17 protein-coding genes and 1 pseudogene are annotated in these 21,399 nt (G+C 67.5%); 8 read left to right on the forward strand and 10 right to left on the reverse strand.

The annotated features are described in order from the left end of the window. Positions 1–206 precede the first annotated feature (206 nt). From thiS to ACT6SE_RS16785, 4 genes are all read left to right on the forward strand, one after another. A complete protein-coding gene (gene thiS / locus ACT6SE_RS16770; protein WP_005418796.1) occupies positions 207–407 on the forward strand; it encodes a sulfur carrier protein ThiS in 201 nt (66 codons plus the stop codon). A 118-nt stretch (positions 408–525) separates the two neighbouring features. Continuing rightward, positions 526–1,320, forward strand: a complete 795-nt coding sequence (locus tag ACT6SE_RS16775) for a thiazole synthase (RefSeq protein ID WP_005418798.1) — start codon at positions 526–528, stop codon at positions 1,318–1,320. After that, positions 1,320–2,054: a tRNA (guanosine(46)-N7)-methyltransferase TrmB gene (trmB, locus tag ACT6SE_RS16780; protein ID WP_046432243.1), complete on the forward strand. Its 735-nt coding sequence runs from the start codon at positions 1,320–1,322 to the stop codon at positions 2,052–2,054. The genes ACT6SE_RS16775 and trmB overlap by 1 nt, the downstream gene beginning before the upstream one ends. A 27-nt stretch (positions 2,055–2,081) precedes the next feature. Continuing rightward, complete coding sequence (locus ACT6SE_RS16785) at positions 2,082–3,929, forward strand: SLC13 family permease (RefSeq protein ID WP_032957191.1); 1,848 nt, start codon at positions 2,082–2,084, stop codon at positions 3,927–3,929. Positions 3,930–4,236: 307 nt separating this feature from the next. On the opposite strand, the gene ACT6SE_RS16790 is transcribed toward ACT6SE_RS16785, so the two are convergent. Beyond that, on the reverse strand, positions 4,237–4,572 hold the full coding sequence (locus tag ACT6SE_RS16790; RefSeq protein ID WP_012511947.1) for a Rieske (2Fe-2S) protein: 336 nt from the start codon (positions 4,570–4,572) through the stop codon (positions 4,237–4,239). Between the two features lie 178 nt (positions 4,573–4,750). On the opposite strand from ACT6SE_RS16790, the gene ACT6SE_RS16795 reads away from it, so the two are divergent. The 4 genes from ACT6SE_RS16795 to ACT6SE_RS16810 all read left to right on the forward strand — a co-directional run bounded on the left by ACT6SE_RS16795 (position 4,751) and on the right by ACT6SE_RS16810 (position 7,950). Beyond that, entirely contained in the window at positions 4,751–5,032 is a 282-nt protein-coding gene (locus ACT6SE_RS16795) for a hypothetical protein (RefSeq protein WP_005410817.1), read from the forward strand. A 75-nt stretch (positions 5,033–5,107) separates the two neighbouring features. Further along, positions 5,108–5,824, forward strand: coding sequence for a fumarylacetoacetate hydrolase family protein (locus ACT6SE_RS16800; RefSeq protein ID WP_019660190.1), 717 nt, complete (start codon positions 5,108–5,110; stop codon positions 5,822–5,824). A 54-nt stretch (positions 5,825–5,878) separates the two neighbouring features. Further along, positions 5,879–6,283 (forward strand): large-conductance mechanosensitive channel protein MscL, encoded by a 405-nt coding sequence (mscL, locus tag ACT6SE_RS16805; protein WP_005418809.1) that lies wholly within the window; start codon positions 5,879–5,881, stop codon positions 6,281–6,283. A gap of 245 nt (positions 6,284–6,528) precedes the next feature. Next, complete coding sequence (locus tag ACT6SE_RS16810; protein WP_032957185.1) at positions 6,529–7,950, forward strand: M28 family peptidase; 1,422 nt, start codon at positions 6,529–6,531, stop codon at positions 7,948–7,950. 60 nt (positions 7,951–8,010) lie between these two features. Here the strand turns inward: ACT6SE_RS16810 and ACT6SE_RS16815 are convergent, their stop codons facing one another. The 9 genes and pseudogenes from ACT6SE_RS16815 to ACT6SE_RS16855 all read right to left on the reverse strand — a co-directional run bounded on the left by ACT6SE_RS16815 (position 8,011) and on the right by ACT6SE_RS16855 (position 20,801). Continuing rightward, positions 8,011–9,462 carry an alanine/glycine:cation symporter family protein gene (locus ACT6SE_RS16815; protein WP_046432255.1) on the reverse strand — a complete coding sequence of 484 codons (1,452 nt, stop codon included), beginning with the start codon at positions 9,460–9,462 and terminating at the stop codon, positions 8,011–8,013. Between the two features lie 10 nt (positions 9,463–9,472). Then, positions 9,473–10,459: a hypothetical protein gene (locus tag ACT6SE_RS16820; RefSeq protein WP_046432257.1), complete on the reverse strand. Its 987-nt coding sequence runs from the start codon at positions 10,457–10,459 to the stop codon at positions 9,473–9,475. Positions 10,460–10,625: 166 nt separating this feature from the next. After that, a complete protein-coding gene (locus tag ACT6SE_RS16825; protein ID WP_046432259.1) occupies positions 10,626–11,459 on the reverse strand; it encodes a TrmH family RNA methyltransferase in 834 nt (277 codons plus the stop codon). Beyond that, positions 11,460–12,968: an alanine/glycine:cation symporter family protein gene (locus ACT6SE_RS16830; RefSeq protein ID WP_046432261.1), complete on the reverse strand. Its 1,509-nt coding sequence runs from the start codon at positions 12,966–12,968 to the stop codon at positions 11,460–11,462. A gap of 179 nt (positions 12,969–13,147) precedes the next feature. Next, positions 13,148–13,751 (reverse strand): annotated as a pseudogene (locus ACT6SE_RS16835) (GNAT family N-acetyltransferase). Continuing rightward, positions 13,744–16,869 (reverse strand): efflux RND transporter permease subunit, encoded by a 3,126-nt coding sequence (locus ACT6SE_RS16840; protein ID WP_014648225.1) that lies wholly within the window; start codon positions 16,867–16,869, stop codon positions 13,744–13,746. The pseudogene ACT6SE_RS16835 and the gene ACT6SE_RS16840 overlap by 8 nt, the downstream one beginning before the upstream one ends. After that, a complete protein-coding gene (locus tag ACT6SE_RS16845; protein ID WP_046432263.1) occupies positions 16,866–17,972 on the reverse strand; it encodes an efflux RND transporter periplasmic adaptor subunit in 1,107 nt (368 codons plus the stop codon). The genes ACT6SE_RS16840 and ACT6SE_RS16845 overlap by 4 nt, the downstream gene beginning before the upstream one ends. A 273-nt stretch (positions 17,973–18,245) precedes the next feature. Then, entirely contained in the window at positions 18,246–20,309 is a 2,064-nt protein-coding gene (locus ACT6SE_RS16850; RefSeq protein WP_046432265.1) for a TonB-dependent copper receptor, read from the reverse strand. Between the two features lie 72 nt (positions 20,310–20,381). Next, entirely contained in the window at positions 20,382–20,801 is a 420-nt protein-coding gene (locus tag ACT6SE_RS16855; protein WP_014648228.1) for a DUF2946 domain-containing protein, read from the reverse strand. Positions 20,802–21,399 lie beyond the last annotated feature (598 nt).

A 21,399-nucleotide genomic window follows, 5' to 3' on the forward strand; every position in this document is an offset into this window, starting at 1 on the left:
TAAAAAACTCCTGTGGGGATATCGTTGAGGACCCGGCGGACGTACGCCGGCGCACGGTGAATGGTTCCACTGCGCCGCGTTTTGCTCACGCTGCGCCGCCGCATGGATTGTCGCCTGAGGGCGCTGGACCACGCTGTGCCGGGGCTGGCGATCAACGAAATTTGCAAGGGTTCCGATCCGCGCAGGCCATCGGCGACAATGCGGCGATGAACATCCAGCTCAACGGCGAACCCCGTACCCTGCCCGCTTCGGCGACCCTCCACGACCTGCTGCAGGCCGAGCAGCTGCTGCAGCGCCGGGTGGCGGTGGAGGTCAACGGCGAGATCGTCAGCCGCAGCCGCCATGGCGAGCACGTCCTGGCCGAAGGCGACGTGGTGGAGATCGTGCACGCGCTGGGCGGGGGCTGAGGCCTGCGCGGGTGTTCAGGGGTCAGATCCCTTTGCCGATGGCAAAGGGATCTGACCCCACGCTCGACCCCGCCCTCTGCGTGACCCCATCTTCAGGCGGATAAGCGATAATCGCGCCATGAACGTTCATGTCTCCCCCGATTCGCTGGTGATCGCCGGCAAGACCTATGGCTCGCGGCTGCTGACCGGCACCGGCAAGTTCAAGGACCTGGAAGAAACCCGCCTGGCCACCGAGGCCGCTGGCGCCCAGATCGTCACCGTGGCCATCCGCCGCACCAACATCGGGCAGAACCCGGGCGAGCCGAACCTGCTGGACGTGCTGCCGCCGGAGCGCTTCACCATCCTGCCCAACACCGCCGGCTGCTACACCGCCGAGGACGCCGTGCGTACCTGCCGGCTGGCCCGTGAGCTGCTGGACGGCCACAACCTGACCAAGCTGGAAGTGCTGGGCGACCAGAAGACCCTTTACCCGGACGTGATGCAGACCCTGAAGGCCGCCGAGCAGCTGGTCAAGGACGGTTTCGAGGTGATGGTCTATACCTCCGACGACCCGATCCTGGCCAAGCGCCTGGAAGAGATCGGCTGCGCTGCGGTGATGCCGCTGGCCGCGCCGATCGGTTCGGGCCTGGGCATCCAGAACAAGTACAACCTGCTGCAGATCATCGAAGACGCCAAGGTGCCGATCATCGTCGACGCCGGCGTCGGTACCGCGTCGGACGCGGCGATCGCGATGGAGCTGGGCTGCGACGGCGTGCTGATGAACACCGCCATTGCCGGTGCGCGCAGCCCGGTGCTGATGGCCAGCGCGATGCGCAAGGCGGTCGAGGCCGGCCGCGAGGCCTTCCTTGCCGGGCGCATCCCGCGCAAGCGCTACGCCAGCGCCTCCTCGCCGGTGGATGGGCTGATCGGCTGATGACCAATCCTTTTGACAGCGCCGGTTCCAAGGCCCCGCCCAAGCCCTTCACCGTGAGCGAGGGCCGCCGCGAGGTGCGCAGCTTCGTGTTGCGCCAGGGCCGCTTCACCCCTGCCCAGCAGCGCGCGTTCGACGAGCGCTGGCCGCGCTTCGGCATCGATTACACCGGTCAGCTGCGTGATCTGGACGCCACCTTCGGCCGCCCGGCACACAAGGTGCTGGAGATCGGCTTCGGCAACGGCGCCGCGCTGCGCTTCGCCGCCCAGCACGACCCGTCGCGCGACTACATCGGCATCGAGGTGCACGCCCCGGGCGTGGGCCGTCTGCTGAACGCGCTGGCCGAGGACAATGCCGACCACGTGCGCCTGTACCACCACGATGCGGTGGAAGTGCTGCAGAACGAGATCGCCGACGGCGCGCTCGATGAAGTGCGCATCTACTTCCCGGATCCCTGGCACAAGAAGCGCCACAACAAGCGCCGCCTGCTGCAGCCGGCGTTCGCCGAACTGCTGGTGCGCAAGCTGCGCCCGGGTGGCCGCCTGCACTGCGCGACCGACTGGGAAGACTACGCCGAGCAGATGTGGGATGTGCTCGATGCCACCGCCGGCCTGGTCAACCGTGCCGGCCCGCGTGGCAGCGTGCCGCGCCCGGACTGGCGCCCGCAGACCCACTTCGAGACCCGCGGCCAGAAGCTCGGCCATGGCGTCTGGGACCTGCTGTACGACCGCACCTGACGATCGCCTGAGGACGCCGCGCCCCACATGGATACCGCGCTGACGCTGACCAACGACATGAAGCTCGTGCTCGGGCTGGTCGGCTTCACGATGGCGATGTTCCTGTTCGAGCGCATCCGCGCCGACGTGGTCGCGCTGGTGGTGCTGGTGGTGCTCGGTGTCACCGGACTGATCGCGCCGGAGGAAATCTTCGGCGGTTTCTCCGGTAACGCGGTGATGAGCATCATCGCCACCACCATCCTCGGTGCGGGTCTGGACCGCACCGGGGCGCTGAACCGGCTGGCCGCCTGGCTGCTGCGGCGCGGCCACGGTGTCGAGCAGCGGCTGCTGATGATGACCACGGCCATCGCCGGCCTGAACTCATCCTTCATGCAGAACCCGTCGGTGATGGCGTTGTACCTGCCGGTCGCCTCGCGACTGGCAGCGCGCACCGGGCTGACGATGCAGCGCCTGCTGCTGCCGATCTCGGCGGCGATCGTGATGGGCGGTGCGCTGACCATGGTCGGCAATTCGCCGCTGATCCTGCTGAACGATCTGCTGGCCTCGGCCAACAACAACCTGCCCTCCGGCCTGGCCACCATCGAGCCGCTGCGCATGTTCGCGCCGCTGCCGATCGGCGTGGCACTGCTGGTCGCCTCGCTGCTGTACTTCCGCTACTACGGCGACCGCAAGCTGATCGAGGAAGAAAACCTGGTCAACGACGGGGTCACCCCGGCGCGAACCGAGAGCTACTTTGCCAAGACCTACGGCATCGAAGGCGATGTGTTCGAGCTGGTGGTCAGCGCCGAAAGCCCGCTGGTCGGCATGACCCTGGGCGAGGCCGAGACCCTGCACGATGCGCCACTGCTGCTGGCCCTGAAGACCGGCAATGACACCCGCCTGGCGCCGCCGGCGGAGATGCGCATCTGGGTCGGCAGCGTGCTCGGTGCGATGGGCCCGCGCCAGCAGATCAGCGACTTCGCGCAGAACCAGTTCCTGCGCATGTCCTCGCGCCTGAAGCACCTGGGCGACCTGTTCAACCCCAGCCGCGCCGGCATTTCCGAGGCGGTGGTGCCGCCGACCTCGAACGTGATCGGCAAGAGTGCGGCCGACCTGCGCCTGCGCAAGGAGCGCGGCATCAGCCTGCTGGCGATCAACCGCGACAAGCAGGTGATCCGCGAGGACGTGCGTGACGTGCAGCTGCGCGCCGGTGACATGCTGGTGTTCCACAGCATCTGGACCGACCTGGCGCAGGCTGCCAAGAGCCGCGACTTCGTGGTGGTGACCGACTACCCGACCGGCGAGCAGCGCCCGCACAAGTTCAAGATCGCGATGGCGATCTTCGCGTTGACCATCCTGATCGCGCTGACCAGCAAGCTGCCGGTGGCGCTGACGCTGATGACCGGCGTGGCCGGCATGCTGCTGACCGGCGTGCTGCGCATGGACGAGGCCTATGCCTCGATCAACTGGAAGACGGTGTTCATGATGGCCGGGCTGATTCCGCTCGGCTGGGCGATGGACTCCAGCGGTGCGGCCGCGTGGGTGGCCGGCCATACCATCGACAAGCTGCCGACCGGCATTCCGGTGTGGGTGCTGGAGGTGGCGCTGGCGCTGCTGACCACGGCGTTCTCGCTGGTGATCAGCCATGTGGGCGCGACCATCGTGATGGTCCCCATTGCGGTGAACCTGGCACTGGCGGCGGGTGGCAACCCGACCGCGTTCGCGCTGATCGTGGCGCTGTCGGCGTCCAACAACCTGATGACGGCCTCCAACCCGGTGATCTCGATGATCACCGGCCCGGCCAACTACACCCCGCGCGAGATGTGGCGGGTCGGCGGCCCGTTGTCGCTGATCTACACCTGCGTGGTGGTGCTGATGATCAACCTGATGTTCTGAGGGTTGGGGTTTGTTGGCAGGGCTGCGCCCTGCACCCGCCGAATCAACGTCAACGTCAAAGGCTGGCATTCCGTGGGATGGCGGGGTGGGTCCGGTTGCGGGGGACGCCGTGAACCCGTCCATGGGGGCTTGGCCGCGGCATCCATGCCGCGGACACCGCCGCAACCGGACCCACCCCGCCTTCGACAGTTTCACGCGGCTGGTGGTGGGTGCCGACCGTTGATCGGCACGGATCTCGCTCTGGTAGCTGTCGACCTTGGTCGACACGGCTTTTGTAGCGTCGAGCCGTGCTCGACTGCTTCTGGCCTCAAGCCAGGTAGACCTGCCCGTCGCGCACGTCCACCGGCACCGCGCGCAGGCGGTCGCCCTTGCACGGGCCGGCGATGCAGTCGCCACTGTCCAGCGCGAACGACGCGCCATGCGCGGCGCACACCAGGTGGCCCTCGCGGCTCTTCAGGAACTGCCCCGGCGCCCAGTCCAGGCGGCGGCCGGCATGCGGGCAGATGTTCAGGAATGCGCGCACCTGCGCGCCGTCGCGGTACAGCACCAGCGATTCGGCATCTCCATCGACCACCGCTTCGACCTCGGCAAACGCGCCATCGGCAATGGCATCCAGGGCGATCAGGGCAGCAGCGGCAGTCATGGCGAAGGCTCGTACGATAAACCCGCATTGTCGCATGCCCACTCAGGTGACTGGCTGCGACATGAACACAAGTCATTGATCCGTAATAAGCACAGGCTATATTTAACGAGTTTTTCACTCAATGACAGTGGCGCGTCCCGATACTCTGGTTTCGCTGATCCCAGCCTATCGAGCCGCCATGTTCAATCGCGCATCCGCCTTCAACCAGTTCCGCACCCTGTTCGCGCCGCGCAAGCCGCGCCACCCGCTGGTGCGCGTTGCCGTGGGCCTGCTTGGCCTGGCGATCCTGGCCGCGATGGTGTTCATCGGTGTGTTCGTCGGTGCGGCGATGATCCTGGTCGGCCTGGCGTGGAAGCTGCTGGCCTCGCGCAAGCCGGGTGTTGCCCGTCCGGTCGACCCGACCGTGGTCGAAGGCGAGTACCGCGTGGTACGCAAGCCGGTGTTGCCGGCCTCGCGCTGATCCACCTCCTGCGCGCCCGCTGACGGCGGGCGCCATGCGTTCTAGACTGCGGGCACGCCCTTCCTGGATGCCCGCATGTCCGATGTCTCCGATGTGATCCCTGCCGTAGCCCTGCCGCGTGTGCCGGTAGCCGGTGGTGGCAGTTTCCCCGTGCACCGTATCTACTGCGTCGGCCGCAATTTCGCCGACCACGCCCGCGAAATGGGTGCGGCAGTGCCGGCGGCCGATGACCGTGGCCGCCCGATGTTCTTCAGCAAGCCGGCCGATGCGATCGTGGTCGGCCACGACGATGCAATCCCCTACCCGCCAGCGACCGCCAACCTGCACCACGAAGTGGAGCTGGTGGTGGCGATCGGCCGCGATGCGCCCGCCGGCGAGCTGGCCGTGGCCGACGCCGACGCACTGGTCTACGGCTATGCCGTCGGCCTGGACCTGACCCGCCGCGACCTGCAGGCCGCGGCCAAGGACAAGGGCCACCCGTGGGACGCGGCCAAGGGCTTCGACGCCTCCGCGCCGATCAGCGAAATCGTCCACGCCGAGGAAGTCGGCGACCTGGCCGCGCTGAACCTGTCGCTGGAGGTCAACGGCGAGGTGCGTCAGCAGGCTCTGCTCGACCAGATGATCTGGAACGTGCCGGAGATCCTGCATGAGCTGTCCAAGCTGTGGCAGCTGCGTGCTGGCGACCTGGTGTTCATGGGCACGCCGTCCGGCGTGGCCGCGCTCAAGCCCGGCGACCGCTTCAGCGCGCGCCTGGAAAACGTGGCCGAGCGCCACGGCGTGATCGCCGGCTGACATCACCTGCGCTACCCTGCGCGCTGTCCACTTCCCCACCGGAGAAAAACAACAATGGGAATGCTCACCGAGTTCAAGGAATTCGCGATGCGCGGCAACGTCATCGACCTCGCCGTCGGCGTGGTGATCGGCGCGGCCTTCGGCAAGATCGTGACCGCACTGGTCGAGAAGATCATCATGCCGCCGCTGGGCTACCTGATCGGCCGCGTGGACTTCTCCAGCCTGGCCTGGACGCTGTCGCCAGCCCGGCTCGGACCGGATGGCAAGGAGATCCCGGCGGTGGTGGTTGGCTACGGCGACTTCATCAACACCGTCATCCAGTTCGTGATCGTGGCTTTCGCGATCTTCATCGTGGTCAAGGCGATCAACCGCCTGTCGCGCAAGAAGGAAGCGGCACCGGCGGCGCCGGCCGAAGAAGTGGTGCTGCTGCGCGAGATCCGCGACAGCCTGAAGAAGTAAGGGTACCGGGCGCCTATGGGCGCCCCTCCCACCTGTAGAGCCGAGCCCACGCTCGGCTGATCTGCAAAAGGCAGCCGAGCATGGGCTCGGCTCTACAGAAGCAGGCGAAAGCCCCGCTCCGGCGGGGCTTTCGCTTTGCTGCATCTGGCGGAAAACAGCATCCGCGCCAGCCATGACCTCCCGCCCATGCGCCGGGCTGAACGACTGTTAAGCTCCAAGGCTTAGGTCCCTTCCCGGAGTTGTCCATGCGTCGCCGCGTCCTTGCCATCGCATCCTCCCTCGCCCTGTTGGCCGCCCCGGCCTTCGCGGCACCGCGCACCACCACCCTGCCCCCCGCCTCGCTGGCGACCGCCGCGCAGCTGCGCGACCAGGCGCTGGCCGATGACACCGGCTGGAAGGTGGTCGAGTCGCTCACCACCGAGATTGGTCCGCGCATCGCCGGCAGCGAAGCCGATGCCCGCGCCGTTGCCTGGGCCGAAGCCAAGTTCAAGGCCCTGGGCTTCGACAAGGTCTGGAAGGAGCCGGTGACGTTCCCGAAATGGGAGCGCCGCAGCGAACACGCCGCCGTGACCGGCAGGAACCCGCAGCCGCTGCAGATCACCGCACTGGGCGGCAGCCCGGGTGGTACCGTGGAAGCCGAGGTGGTGCGCTTCGCCGATCTGGCCGCGCTGCAGGCCGCACCGGCAGGTTCGCTGAAGGGCAAGATCGCCTTCGTCGATTACCAGATGCTGCCCTTCCGCGATGGCCGCGATTACGGCCGCGGCGGTGCGATCCGCAGCAAGGGCCCATCCGAAGCCATCCGCAAGGGCGCGGTCGGCTTCCTGATGCGCTCGGCCGGTACCGACTCGCACCGCGTGCCGCACACCGGCATCACCCGTTTCGATGACGGCCTGACCCCGGTGCCGTCGGCCGCGCTGTCGGTGCCCGATGCCGACCAGCTGGCCCGCCTGCTGGCGCGTGGCAGCACCACGGTGAAGGTGGCACTGGATTGCGGCTGGGACGGCACCGCCACCTCGTACAACGTGATCGGCGAGATCACCGGCCGCAGCCTGCCGAAGGAAGTGGTGGTGATCGGTGGTCACCTGGATTCGTGGGACCTGGGCACCGGCGCCGTGGATGACGGCGCGGGCGTGGGCATCACGATGGCCGCCGGCCACCTGATCGGCCAGCTCAAGCAGGCACCGAAGCGCACCATCCGCGTGATCGCCTTCGCCAACGAGGAACAGGGCCTCTACGGCGGCAAGGCCTATGCCGAAGCGCACGCGAAGGACGTGGCCCTGCACCAGCTGGCCGCCGAGAGCGACTTCGGCGCAGGCCGCATCTACGCCTTCAATACCGGTTCACCGAATCCGGAAGGCTCGCGTGAAGCGACGAAGCAGATTGCCGAAGTAATGAAGCCGCTGGGCATCGAGTACCAGGCCGACAAGGGTGGCCCGGGCCCGGACGTCGGCCCGCTGGCCGCCAAGGGCGGTGCGTGGGCGTGGCTGGCGCAGGATGGCTCGGACTACTTCCACCTGCACCACACCGCCGACGACACGCTGGACAAGATCGACCCGAAGGCGCTGGCGCAGAACGTGGCCGCGTATACGGTGTTCGCCTACCTGGCGGCGGAAGCCGACGGCAGCTTCGGCAGCGAGGCCAAGGCGACCACGCCGCCGAACGAGTGATGCGGTGACACAGGGGGTCAGAGCCCTCGCCCTTGGCGAGGGATCTGACCCCTGATCGTATTAGCTCTCCCAGACCCGGGTGTTGCTTACCCCGATCGTCTGCGGCTTGAACAGCGGATCACGCTGCTTGCGCTTCTGCGCCTCGTAATCGCGCAGTGCGGCCAGGGCAGGCCTTTGCAACAGCAGGATGGCGATGATGTTCAGCCAGCTCATCAGGCCGACGCCGATGTCGCCCAGCGACCAGGCCACTGTGGCACTGTTCACCGCCGAGTAGCCGGTCGCTGCCAGGAACAGCAACTGGAAGACGCCCATCAGCCACGCCGCCGGCCGATCGCGGCACAGATAGCTGACGTTGGTCTCGGCCATGTAATACAGCGCCAGGATGGTGGTGAACGCAAACGGCAGGATCGCCAGCGCCACGAACGAACGGCCGAAGCCCGGCAGCGTCGATTCCACCGCGTGCTGCACGAAGCGTGGGCCGGCTTCGACACCCGGCAGATTGCCCAGCAGCAGGCGCGCCTCATCCGGAATACCGTTCACCGCCGGGTCGTAGACGTTGTACAGGCCGGTGGACAGGATCAGGAAGGCGGTCGCACTGCACACCACCATTGTGTCGATGTAGACCGAGAACGACTGCACCAGGCCCTGCTTGACCGGATGCGAGACTTCCGCGGCGGCGGCCGGATGCGCACCACTGCCCATGCCGGCCTCGTTGGACAGCACGCCACGGCGCACGCCCCACTGGATGGCGGTGCCGATCATCGCGCCGAACGCCGCATCCACGCCGAATGCACTGCGCAGCACCAGCATGATCACCTCCGGCACCCTGTCCGCGTTGAGCACCATCACCAGCGCCGCGACCAGCAGGTAGGCCACGGCCATCAGCGGCACCACCCATTCGGCCACGCGCGCAATGCGCCGTACACCGCCGATGAGGATGGCGCCCAGCACCACCAGCAGAACCGCGGTGGTGGTCATCACCGGTACGTCCCAGGCTTCGTTCACCGCGCTGGTGATCGCATTGGACTGCGTGCCAGCCAGCATCGCGCCCGCCAGCACCGTCACCAGTGCGAACAGCACTGCATACCAGCGTTGGCCGAGGCCTTTTTCGATGTAGTACGCCGGGCCGCCCCGGTACTGCCCCTTGCCGTCGCGGTCCTTGTAGATCTGTGCGAGCGTGGATTCGATGAAGGCACTGGATGCGCCGAGGAAGGCGACGATCCACATCCAGAAGATCGCGCCGGGCCCGCCGAAGGCGATGGCCATGGCGACGCCGGCGATGTTGCCCACGCCCACGCGGCTGGACAGCGAAAGGGACAACGCCTGGAACGGCGACACGCCGGCATCGGAGCGCTCATGGCGGAACATCAGGCGCAGCATGTCCGGCAATGCACGCAGCTGGATGAAGCGCGTGCGGACGCTGAAGTACAGGCCGGTGAGCAGGCACAGCACCACCAGGTAGGGGCTCCAGACGACGCCAAGGATCGCGTTGACGATGGATTCGATGTTCATCGGCGGCCCCTCAGAAGAACATGCCCAGGGCGACCTGGGGGCTGATGATGCGGCCGGTGTTGCGGCCAGCCACGCTGAACTCGACGCCGGCGATCAGGCCCAGTGACGGGCTGAAGTGGTACTCCACGGCCGGCGCCAGGGTGACGCTGCGGCTGGCCGGGCGATGCTCGTCGATGCGTTCGAAACCACCGCTGGCGTTGCGCGCGAAACCCCTCAGGCGCTGGCCGGTCTCACGGCTGGCGGCCACTTCCATCACGCCCACCCAGCGCGGATTGAAGCTGTACTCGGCGCCGACCGACAGGCCCAGCACCGACCCCCGGGAGATGTGCCCCTGGAAGCTGTCGTCGGTGCCGTAGACGCTGGCCCCGGAGATCGCCGTCCGCGACGGCGCAGGCCCGGCGCTGAGCTGGGCACGCCAGCGCAGCGGGCGGTCGTTACCCAGCCAGACCACCTGCTGCACGCCCAATGCGGCAGTGGTGCGCTGCACACCGTCGCCCTGCGCATCGAGCGGATTGCCGGTGATGCGGTCATGGCTGCCGGTGCTGAAGCGCTGCACCAGCGCAACCGAGACGGCCGGACGCGTGCCATCGGCATTGGGCGCCTGCAACAGGTACTGCAGGCGCGCGGTGGTGTCACCGGCACGGAAACCACTGCTGCGCGCGCCGCCCTGTTCGGCACGCGATGCACTGAGATTGACCTGCCCCATCACCCGGTCGCTGAAGCCGTAGATGATCGGTACCACCGTTGCCCATGCGCCGCTGCGTTGCCCACTGCGGCGGCGATGGCCGCCATCGTCGTAATGATCGCGGCTGTCGATCCGCACCAGATAGGGTTCGATGTACCAGTTGCCCTGCGGCAGGCCAGCCGGGTTGGGGGTGATCAGCGGCCCGGTGAAGTTGACGCCGTCCAGGCTGCGTTCGCTGGCTGCGGCACGGCCGTTGGCAAGGACGCTGGTCAGGACCAGCAATGCGATGAGGATACAGCGTGGGTGATGCATGGCAGCCTCTTCTGGACAACGTGGGATGGAGTTCCACCCTGCGTTGCCGGAAGCGGCTGACCAATAAGGAAACTTTCAAAACATCATGCGCGCTTGACGCAATTACGGACCCTGGAAGGGGTCAGAGCCCTCGCCTGCGGCGAGGGATCCGACCCGGGATACCGGATCAGCCGCGGCGGCTCGCCCACTGCGCCAGCAGTACCGCCGTGGCCGAGGCCACGTTCAGGCTCTCCACCGCGCCGCTGCCGGGAATCGAGACCTGCTGGTCGCACGCTCCCGCCAGGCTGCGGTCCATGCCCTCGCCTTCGGCGCCCATCACATACACCAGGCGGGCCGGCAGCGAGGTGCGGAACACGTCGTCACCGCCCTCCACCAGGGTCGCCGCCAGGCCGAAGCCGGCCGCACGCAGCTGCGTCATCGCCTGGGCGGTCTCCGGCAGCTGCACCAGCGGCACCGCTTCTGCACCGCCCTCGGCCACGCGCGCGGCGGCACCGGACAGCGCCAGCGTGCTGCCGGCCGGCAGCAGCAGCGCCTTGGCGCCGAAGTGTGCGGCCGAGCGCAGGATCGCACCGAGGTTGTGCGGGTTGCCCACGCCATCAAGCCACAGCGCCAGCGCCGGGCCGTCGCCGACCTGCTCCAGCCACTGCGCCAGCGGCAGCGCCGGTGCGCGCAGCACATCGGCCACCACGCCTTCGTGGTGGGTGGTGCCGGCAAGCTTGTTCAGATCGCCGTCTTCAACCACGCGATACCCCACGCGGTTGGCCACGCACCACTTCAGCAGCGGCTGCAGGCGCGGAATGCGCGCCTCCAGCAGGTACAGCTTGCGCAGCGCCTGTGGCCGCGCTTCGAACGCGGCCAGCACGGCATTCAGGCCGTACAGGCGCAGCTCGTCGCTGCCACCGCGCCCACCACCGCCCGTGGCCGGCACCTCCGGGCGCGGCAACGGCGTTGCGCGCGGCGGACGGGCGGACGGGCGGCGGTTGTTCCAGGGGTTGTTCACTTACACACTCTCCTGCTTGCGCTGGCGCCAGAAATCGGCGTTCTTGATGCCCAGGGCATCAGGGTCGAACACCGGATCCAGGCCCAGCTTCTTCTGTCGTTCGTAGTCACGCAGGGCCAGCATCGCCGGCTTCTGGATGATGAGGATGGCAATGATGTTCAGCCAGGCCATCAGGCCGACGCCGATGTCACCCAGCGCCCAGGCCAGGGTCGCATTATGGAACGCGCCGAACACCACCATGCCGATGATGCCCAGGCGCAGCACCAGCACGGTCAGCGGGCGCTTCCTGTTGTGGTTCACATAGCTGAGGTTGGTCTCGGCCATGTAGTAGTACGCCATGATGGTGGTGAAGGCGAAGAAGAAGATGGCGATCGACACGAACGCCGAACCCCAGCCCGGCAGCACCGCTTCCACGCCGGCCTGGGCGTAGCCCGCACCTTCGGGAATGCCGGCCAGGCCCTGGAAGATCGGCGCGGCGCCCTCCACCGGCGAGTACACGTTGTAGGTACCACTGGCCAGGATCAGGAACGCGGTGGCGGTGCACACCATCATGGTGTCGAAGTAGATCGCGAAGGCCTGCACGTAGCCCTGCTTGGCCGGATGCGAGACTTCCGAGGCGGCCGCTGCATGCGGGCCCGAGCCCTGGCCGGCTTCGTTGGCATAGATGCCACGCTTGATGCCCCACTCCACCGCCAGGCCCATCATCGCGCCGAACGCGGCGTGGGTACCGAAGGCGCTGCTGAAGATGATGTTGAACATCTCCGGCACGCGGTCGTAGTTGATGATCATGATGACGATGGCCATCAGGATGAAACCGGCGGCCATGAACGGCACCACCACTTCGGCGAAGTTGGCGATGCGCTTGACGCCACCGAAGATCACCACGCCCAGCAGCAGCGCCACCACGATGCCGATGCCCAGCTTCAGCGCCTGCACCGATTCCATGCCGAAGGCCTGGCCATCGAGCGGACCGCACAGCGCGGTGCCACGGCAAGCGTTGATGATGCTGTCGGCAATGGCGTTGGCCTGTACGCCCGGCATCAGGAAGCCGGCGGCGATGATCGTGGCGATGGCGAAGGCCAGCGCGTACCACTTCAGGCGCATGGCCTTTTCGATGTAGTACGCCGGGCCACCGCGGTAGCGGCCTTCGGCGTCCTTGGTCTTGTAGATCTGCGCCAGGGTGCATTCCACATACGACGTGGACGCGCCGAGGAAGCCCATCACCCACATCCAGAAGATCGCACCGGGGCCGCCGAAGGCGATGGCCGTAGCCACGCCGGCGATGTTGCCGATGCCCATGCGGCCGGCCATCGACATGGCCAGGGCCTGGAACGAGGACACGCCGGCGTCGGATTTCTCACCCTTGACGGTGAGGCGGCACATCTCGAAGAAGCCACGGATCTGCATGAAGCGCGTGCGCAGGCTGAAGAACAGGCCGGCGCCCAGGCACACGAAGATCAGTGCCTTGCTCCAGATGATGCTGTTGATGAAGTGTACGGTTGCTTCCACGCGCGCTCTCTCCAGTCGGCGGGTTGTAAGGACGTCCCGTCGGCTGGAAGGGACCGGTCGATTCTCCCTGATCGCAGGCCGCTGCGGTAGCGCTGTTTGTAGAGCCGAGCCCATGCTCGGCTTGGGCCCCCGAGGGCAGCCGAGCATGGGCTCGGCTCTACAGCGGCCAGCCCGCGTGTTCAGGGCAGCTGGGTGCGTACCCGGGCGAAACGGCGAAGGTCGTGCAGCACGCCGCGCTTGTAGACCGCGCAGCGCTCCACGCCCTCCTCCTGGAAGCCGTTCTTCTCCAGCACCCGCGCCGAGCCGAGGTTGAAGTCGACGACCGTGGCCTGCAGCCTGAACAGGCGCAGCTCGTCCATCACCCACGGTGCGAACAGCCCGACCACACGGGTCATCACGCCCTGCCCCCAATAGGCCTGGCCCAGCCAGTAGCCCAGTTCGGCGGTGTGCCCACGCTCGGCCATGCCCTGCTGGGCAGCGACGCTGCCGCAGGGCATGGCCGTCGATCTCGATGGCCAGATTCAGGGTTCCGGGGGCCAGCACGCGGCCGGCGAGGAAGGCCTCGCCATCGGTGCGCGTGTACGGGTACGGGAAACGGTCGCGCAGGCCGCGCGACACCTCGGGATCGTTGGCGTGGCGCAGCAGCGATTCCAGATCATCCGGGCGCCAGGGGCGCAGCTGGAAGCCGTCGCCTCGAAGTGGCGTCAGAGCCCTTTCCCTTTGGGAAAGGGGTCCGACCCCGTCAGCGAGGGCCCCGATCCCGTCGGTGTGCCGGTCAGGCATGGCCGCCCACCGACGGCGATTCCGCTTCCTGCTTCTCCAGCTCGCGCTTCACCGCTTCCGGCGAACGGGTGTACGGGGCAAGCCGCGCGTAGAACGCCGGCACCACGAACAGCGACAGGAAGGTCGAGAGGGTCACGCCGAAGATGATCACGATGCCGATCGTGCCACGGCTGGCCGAACCGGGACCACCGGCCACCACCAGCGGAATGGCGCCGACCACGGTGGCGATCGAGGTCATCAGGATCGGGCGCAGGCGCACCATCGCCGATTCAATGATCGCCTCGCGCACGCTGCGCCCATCGTCGCGCAGCTGGTTGGCGAATTCGACGATGAGGATGCCGTTCTTCGCGGCCAGGCCAACCAGCATCACGATGCCGATCTGGCTGAAGAGGTTCACCGTACCGCCACTCACCCACAACCCGACCAGCGCGCCGAGCACGCCCAGCGGCACGGTCAGCATGATGGTGAGCGGGTGGATGAAGCTCTCGAACTGCGCGGCCAGCACCAGGTAGACCACCAGCAGGGCCATGGCGAAAGTGAGCAGCACGGCGCCACCGGCGCTCTGGTACTCGCGCGATTCACCCTTCCAGTTCACCTGCGCGTACTGCGGCAGCTCTTCCTGGGCCACGTTCTGCGCCCAGGCAATGGCCTCGCCCAGCGGATAGCCCGGCGCCAGGCCGGCACTGATGGTGATCGAGCGCAGGCGGTTGAAGCGGTTCAGGGTGCCGGCCTCGGCCACTTCGCTCAACGTGACCAGGTTGGACAGCGGCACCAGTTCGCCAGAGGTGGCGCGCACGCGGATCGCGGCCAGGTCGGCCGGGCTGGCGCGACCGTCACGTCCGGCCTGCACCAGCACGTCGTACTCCTCGCCGTTGTCGACGAAGGTGGTGACGCGGCGCGAGCCCATCATGGTTTCCAGCGCCGAACCGATCGCGGTGACCGGCACGCCGAGATCGGCCGCACGCTGGCGGTCGATGTTGACCCGCATCTGCGGCCGGGTTTCCTTGTAGTCCGAGTCGGGGCCGACCAGGCCGGGGTTGTCGGCCATGCGCAGCAGGATGCGGTCGCGCCACTGCGCGATCTCCGCGTATTCCGGCCCACCCAGCACGATCTGGAACGGCTGCCCGCCGCTGCGCACCAGGCCGCCACCGACCTGGGTACGCACACGCACGCCACGGATGGTGTCCAGTTCCTTCTGCAGTTCGTTGGCCACGTCCGGCGTGGCCTCGCTGCGCTGGCGCCACGGCTGCAGGAAGATGCTGACGCGCCCGGTGTGCATTTCCTCGCTGGCACCGAAGCCACCGGGCACGCGCGGGTTGGCACGCACGATCGGCTTGTCCGGGCCGACATGCGGGGCCAGCAGCGCCTCCACCTGCTGCACCTGCTGCACGGTGTAGTCGTAGCCGGCACCTTCCGGGCCGTCGATCATGATCTGGAACGAACCGCGGTCTTCGGCCGGCGCCAGTTCCGAGGGCAGCAGCTTGAGCAGGCCCCAGCTGGCGACCAGCGCGGCCACCATCACCAGCAGGTAGATCCAGGTGCGGTCGACATGGTGATCGAGCACCCGCCCATAGGCACCCGCGAGGCGTTCCAGGTTGCGGTTGATGAAGCCGTGCAGGCCACGTGGCGCCTGCCCGGTGTGCGGCTTGAGCAGCTTGGAGGCCATCATCGGCGTCAGTGTGAGCGCCACGAACGCGGACAACGCCACGGCGGCGGCCAGCGCCACTGCCAGCTCGCGGAACAGGCGCCCGGTGTTGCCTTCCAGGAAGCCGACCGGCAGGAACACTGCCACCAGCACGGCGGTGGTGGCGATCACCGCGAAGGCGACCTGCGCGGTGCCGCGCTTGGAGGCCACCAGCGGGGGTTCGCCCAGGTCGATGCGGCGCTGCACGTTCTCCACCACCACGATCGCATCGTCCACCACCAGGCCGATGCACAGCACCAGCGCCAGCAGGGTCAGCAGGTTGATCGAGAAATCGAACGCATACAGTGCGATGAACGCCGCGACCAGGCAGACCGGTACCGTCACCGCCGGGATCAACGCGGCGCGGAAACTGCCGAGGAACAGCCAGATCACCGCCAGCACCAGGATCATCGCCTCCACCAGCGTGGCGTAGACGCGGTCCACCGCCGCTTCGATGAAGGTGGTGTTGTCGAAGGCGACGAAGATCTGCGTGCCCTTGGGCAGGGTCAGCGCCACCCGCTCGGCTTCAGCGCGCGCGGTACGCGCCACGTCCAGCGAGTTGGCGGTGGAGGTCTTGACGATGCCCAGACCGATGCCGGGCTCGCCATTGCTGCGGTAGTACGCGCGGCGTTCGGCCGAGGCCAGCTCGATCTTCGCCACGTCGCCCATGCGCACCACGTAACCGTCGCGGCCCTTGCCCAGCGGGATGGTCGCGAAATCTTCGGGCTTGATGTAGTTGCGCTCCACGCGCAGGGTGAAATCACGGTCGGTCGACTCGATGCGGCCGGCCGGCAGCTCCACGTTCTCGTTGCGCAGCGCGGTTTCCACGTCGCCGGTGGTCAGCCCGCGTGCGGCCAGCTGGTCCCGGTCCAGCCAGATCCGCATCGCATAGCGCTGGCGGCCGCCGATGCGGACCTGGGCCACGCCATCGAGGCTGGAAAAGCGATCGACCACGTAACGGTCGGCGTAGTCGCTCAGCTCCAGCGTGTCCATGGTCGAGGAGACCATGTTGAACCAGATGATGGGGTCGGCATCGCTTTCGACCTTGGCGATCTCCGGTGGCCGCGCCTCTTCCGGCATGCGGTCGGCCACGCGGCTGACCGCATCGCGCACGTCGTTGGCCGCCGCTTCGATATCGCGGTTGGAGGTGAACTCGATGCTGACCTGCGAGCGGCCGTTGGTGCTGCGCGCGTTGATCGTATCGATGCCTTCGATGCCGGCCAGCGCATCTTCCAGCACCTGGGTGATGCGGCTTTCAATGACCGCCGCCGAGGCGCCGGTGTAGTCCACCGAGACCGAGACGATCGGCGGGTCGATGGCCGGCAGTTCGCGCAGGGTCAGGCGGGTGAAGGACATCACGCCCAGCACCAGCAGCAACAGGCTCATCACCACGGCGAACACCGGCCGCTGGATGGAGATGTCGGACAGCTTCATCCGCCGTGGCCCTCGGCCGCGGCCGGCGCAGCGTCTTCAGCGGGCTTTGCACCACTGGCGGGCGCTGCGTCCTTGGCGGCAACCTTCAGGCCCGGACGCAGCTTGCCGGTGCCATCGACCACGATGCGCTGGCCCGCTTCCAGACCCTGCCTGATCTCGACCACGCCGGCACGGCGCGCGCCGGTCACCACGTCCACACGCTCGACGCTGTCGTCAACCTTGATGCGGTACACGAAGGTATCGCGACCGACCTGCACCACGGCGATTTCCGGAATCACCAGCGCCGGGCGCTCGGGGCGGAACAGGCGCACGTCCAGCAGCATGCCAGGACGCAGCGCATGGTCGCCGTTGGCAAAGTCGGCGCGCACGGTCACGGCACGGGTGGCCGGGTCGATGCGCGCATCGATGGTGCTGACCACGCCCTCGAAGGTGCGGCCCGGCCAGGCCACGCTGGTGGCGCTGACCTTGTCACCGACGCCCAGCGCAGCCAGTTCCACTTCAGGCACCTGGAAATCGATGTGCATGTGCTCGATATCGTCGAGCGTGGCGATGACCGTGGTCGGGGTCACCAGCGAGCCAGGGCTGACCTGGCGGATGCCGAGCACGCCGGCGAACGGCGCGCGCACACGGCGATCACCGATGTCTGCCTGCATCTGCATCACGCGCGCTTCGGCGGCATCGCGGATCGACTTCTGCGTATCCAGCGTGGCGCTGGACACCAGCCGCTGGGCGGCCAGCTCGCGCTGGCGCTTGTACAGCTGATCGGCTTCATGGAAGGTCGCCTGCGCCTGCACCAGTGCGGCCTCCTGGGCCTGCCCACGCAGGGTCACGATCGGCGCACCGGCCGCAATGTGCTGGCCGCTTTCGAAATGCACTTTCTCGACGATCTCGCTGACCTTGGCGGTCACGCTGATCGATTCGCGCGCCTTGGCCGTGCCAAGCGCCTGCAGGGTGTCGCTCCACTGACGGGACTGCACGACCTGCGCAGTGACCGGCACCGCTTCTCCCTGCCGACGCGCGGCGGCCTCCTGTTTGCCTGCGCACCCGGCCAGCACGGCCAGGCTGAGGCCAAGGGCCAGGGTCGAAGCGATACGAGCCAACATGAACGGTCCAAATTGATCCACGGCCGCCGAGTGTAGGCAAGTGCCCCTGAAAGCGGTATGTGCCAAGCGTTTACCAGCGTGGAACCAGGGCTGCGATAGCGCCTTGAACCCATTCCGTGCAAGGCTGCCATGGGCAGTGTCGGCGTGTATCGGGGTGTATCCCGTCGTGCACCACCGGGTCAGTCATCGTAGAGTCGAAGCTGCCCGACGGAGGGCGTCGGGCGGGGACGGATCCTGGCGGGGATCCGGCCCCGTTTTTTTACATCCGGCGGATCAATACCGGTAGTTCAGCTTCATCCACACGCTGCGCCCCGGCTCGTTGATGCGCACCGGGTCGGCCGGGAAGCCGAAGTCGGCGCTGCCGGCCAGGTTCAGGTGCTCGCTGTAGGCGCGGTCGAACAGGTTGTCGACGCCTGCGCTGAGCTGCAGCTGCGAACCGAAACGGTACGCCGCGTTGAGCGCGAAGGTGGCAAAGCCCGCGCTCGGCCCGAGATCCTGTGCGACCACGTTGCCCTGGCCATCTGCGACACGGTGCTGGTGGGTCACCGCGCGCAGCAGCGCACCGGCGCTCCAGCGCTGGCCTTCCCAGTTCGCACTCAGGCGCGCTTCCAGCGGCGGCATCTGCGGCAGCGGACGCTGCTGGTCGCGGTTCTCGCCCCAGGCATAGGCCAGCGTGCCACCCAGCTTCCACTGTTCGGCCACGCTCACTTCCAGCCCCGCCTCGGCACCGGCGATGCGCGCATCGACGTTGCTGGCCTGGCTCATCCCCATCGCGCCGCTGCGGTGGTAGGTGAACAGAATGTAGTCCTGGATCTGCCCGGCGTACGCCGAGACCCAGGCCTGCACGCGCGGTCCCTTGTACTGCAGGCCAGCGTCGAGCTGGGTGGTGCGCTCGGGCTGGATGCCGGCAAACGCGTTCACCGCATCGGCCGGGCCGTGGTCGGGCGAGAACAGCTCCCAGTAGTCGGGCATGCGTTCACTGTGGCCGAGGCCGGCGTACCAGGTCAGGCCGTCGGCCAGATCCTGCTCGTAGCGCAGGAAGCCACTGCCGAGCCATTCCTTGCGACGCTGGCCCGCAGTCGGATTGGGCATGTTGCCCATCATTCTGCGGAGCGACTGCCGCTCGTCGCGCACGCTGGCGCGATCGATGCGCAGGCCGCTGATCCAACGCTGATCGGTGCCGGCGCCGAGGGTCAACTCGGTGAACACGCCATAGCGGCGGAAGTGGGCATCGGTCTCCCACGCCACCTGGCGATAGGTGCCGCGGCCCATGCCCATGCGCCCACGATGGCGGCTGTCTTCGCCGTCCACGCCCGCCACCAGCTGCACGTCCTGCCAGCGCCACTCGGAACTGACCCGGCCGCCCTGGGTACGGCGATCCACGTTCGAAGCCATCGGCATCGGCATCATGCTGTTCGGGTTCGGCGCACGCAGCGTATAGTTGTCCATCACGTGATCGGCCTCGTTGTAGTACACGTTGGCCTGCACCGTGTCCCACGCACCCGGCAGGTTGCGCTTCTCGAAGCGCGCGGCATAGCTGGTACGTTCGAACGCGGCCCCGTCCATGCCGCGTCCCGCATAGCGTGCGATCGCATCTCCGGCACCGGCAGAAATTTCCAGCAGCGTGTCGGCATCCGGCGTCCAGCCGATCGCCACGTCACCGTTCCACTTGCGCCACTTCGATGGCACCACATCGCCGTGGCCGTCCTTGTAGTCATCGGCTTCGGAACGGTTGCCACTGGCGCGCACATAGCCGGTCGGGTTGCCCAGGGTCAGGTCGAGCACCTGGTCGTTGCGGTTGCGCGAACCGACCAGCGCACTGGCATCGGCACGCAGGCCCGGCTCTTCGAAGCGCGGTGTATCGCGCTCGAAGCGTACGGTGCCAGCCGAGGCACCTGCGCCCCAGCGCACGCTCTGCGGGCCCTTGATGATGGTCAGCCGGTCGAAGCTTTCCGGCGCGATGTAGGACAGCGGATTGTCCATGCGCGACGGGCAGGCACCGATCAGGTTGCCGTCATTGCTGAGGATGTTCAGGCGCGAACCGAACATGCCGCGCAGCACCGGGTCACCGTTGGTGCCGCCGTTGCGGATGGCGGAGAAACCGGGAACGGTCTTCAGGTAATCGGCGCCATCACTGGCGGGTACCGGCTGCCGCGGCAGGCGTGGGTCGGTCACCCAGTGCAGTGGCGAGGACGGTGCGGCAGCGGTGACCACCAGGGTGTCGAGGGTACGCGCCTCTTCGGCGGGCGCGGCATGGGCGAGCGTTGCAGCTACGGCCAGGCCAAGGGCAACCGGCAGACGCGCACAGGCGCCCGCGGGGCGGGAAGTCATTTTCATCGGAACAGCTCCAAGGTACGCACGCGCGCACGGCGCCCGGTCAGGCGTCGTGCGGCAGATTCGACAGGGACATCAGCGAACGATGGAGAAAGGCGGCGGCCCACGCGCGGCATGCGCCGGCCAGCACAGCGCGGGCAGCACCTGCCGCGACCAGGGGAACACCAGCCGCGGCCGCCACAACAGCGGCAACAGCAGCACCAGCACGGCCAGCCACGGCAGCAGGCGCATCGCCAGCACGCAGTATTCGCAGGCTTCGCCGTGCATGGCGTGGGGATCGGCCGGTGGGGTCGGATCCGTGTGCGCGGGCAAGGGGCTCTGGCCCGCTACGGCACCATCATGCTGCATGTGCGCGTGGTCCATGCCGGCCATCGCAGCGTGGTCCATCGGCTGCGCATGCAGCGCGCGGCTGACCAGCGGCGCAAGCACCATCAGCAGCGTCGCCAGGACGGCAAGCTGGAGCAGAAGGCGCTGCGGGCGGGACAGCCGGGTCATCCCGCTAGTGTAGAGCCGGGTCCAGGGTTGCCCGTGCGACGAACCGTCGCAGGAGGGGTTTATCGGCAGGGCTGCGCCCTGCACCTGCAAAGGCCACGTCCACGGCAAGAGCCGAAGCAACAGCAAAAGCGGGTTCCTGTGGGTAGGCGGGGTGGGTCCGGTTGCGGGAGACGCCGTAAACCCATCCATGGGGGCTTGGCCGCGGCATCCATGCCGCGGACACTCCCGCAACCGGACCCACCCCGCCTTCGACAGTTTCCTGCGGTCTGTTGGAACGGCTTTGGGGTCAGATCCGTTTTCCGAAGGAAAACGGATCTGACCCCAGATGTATTTCGATATCTGACAGCTTTCATCCACGCATGGCGTGGATCTACCGTGTCGACCAAGGTCGACACCTACCAACAGCCGCGAAGATCTGTCAGAGGTGGGGCGGTGTCGGAGTGCGGGGTGTCAGCCGCATGGATGCGGCTGCCAAGCTTACAGGGACGTACTTGCAGCGTCCCCGCACTCCGACACCGCCCCGCCAACCCACGGAATGCCGCTTCTGCTGTTGCTGTTGCTGTTGCTGTTGCTTGAATGCCGCGGCAGGTGCAGGGCT

This window comes from Stenotrophomonas sp. LC732, from assembly GCF_052446685.1.
GTDB lineage: Bacteria > Pseudomonadota > Gammaproteobacteria > Xanthomonadales > Xanthomonadaceae > Stenotrophomonas > Stenotrophomonas muris.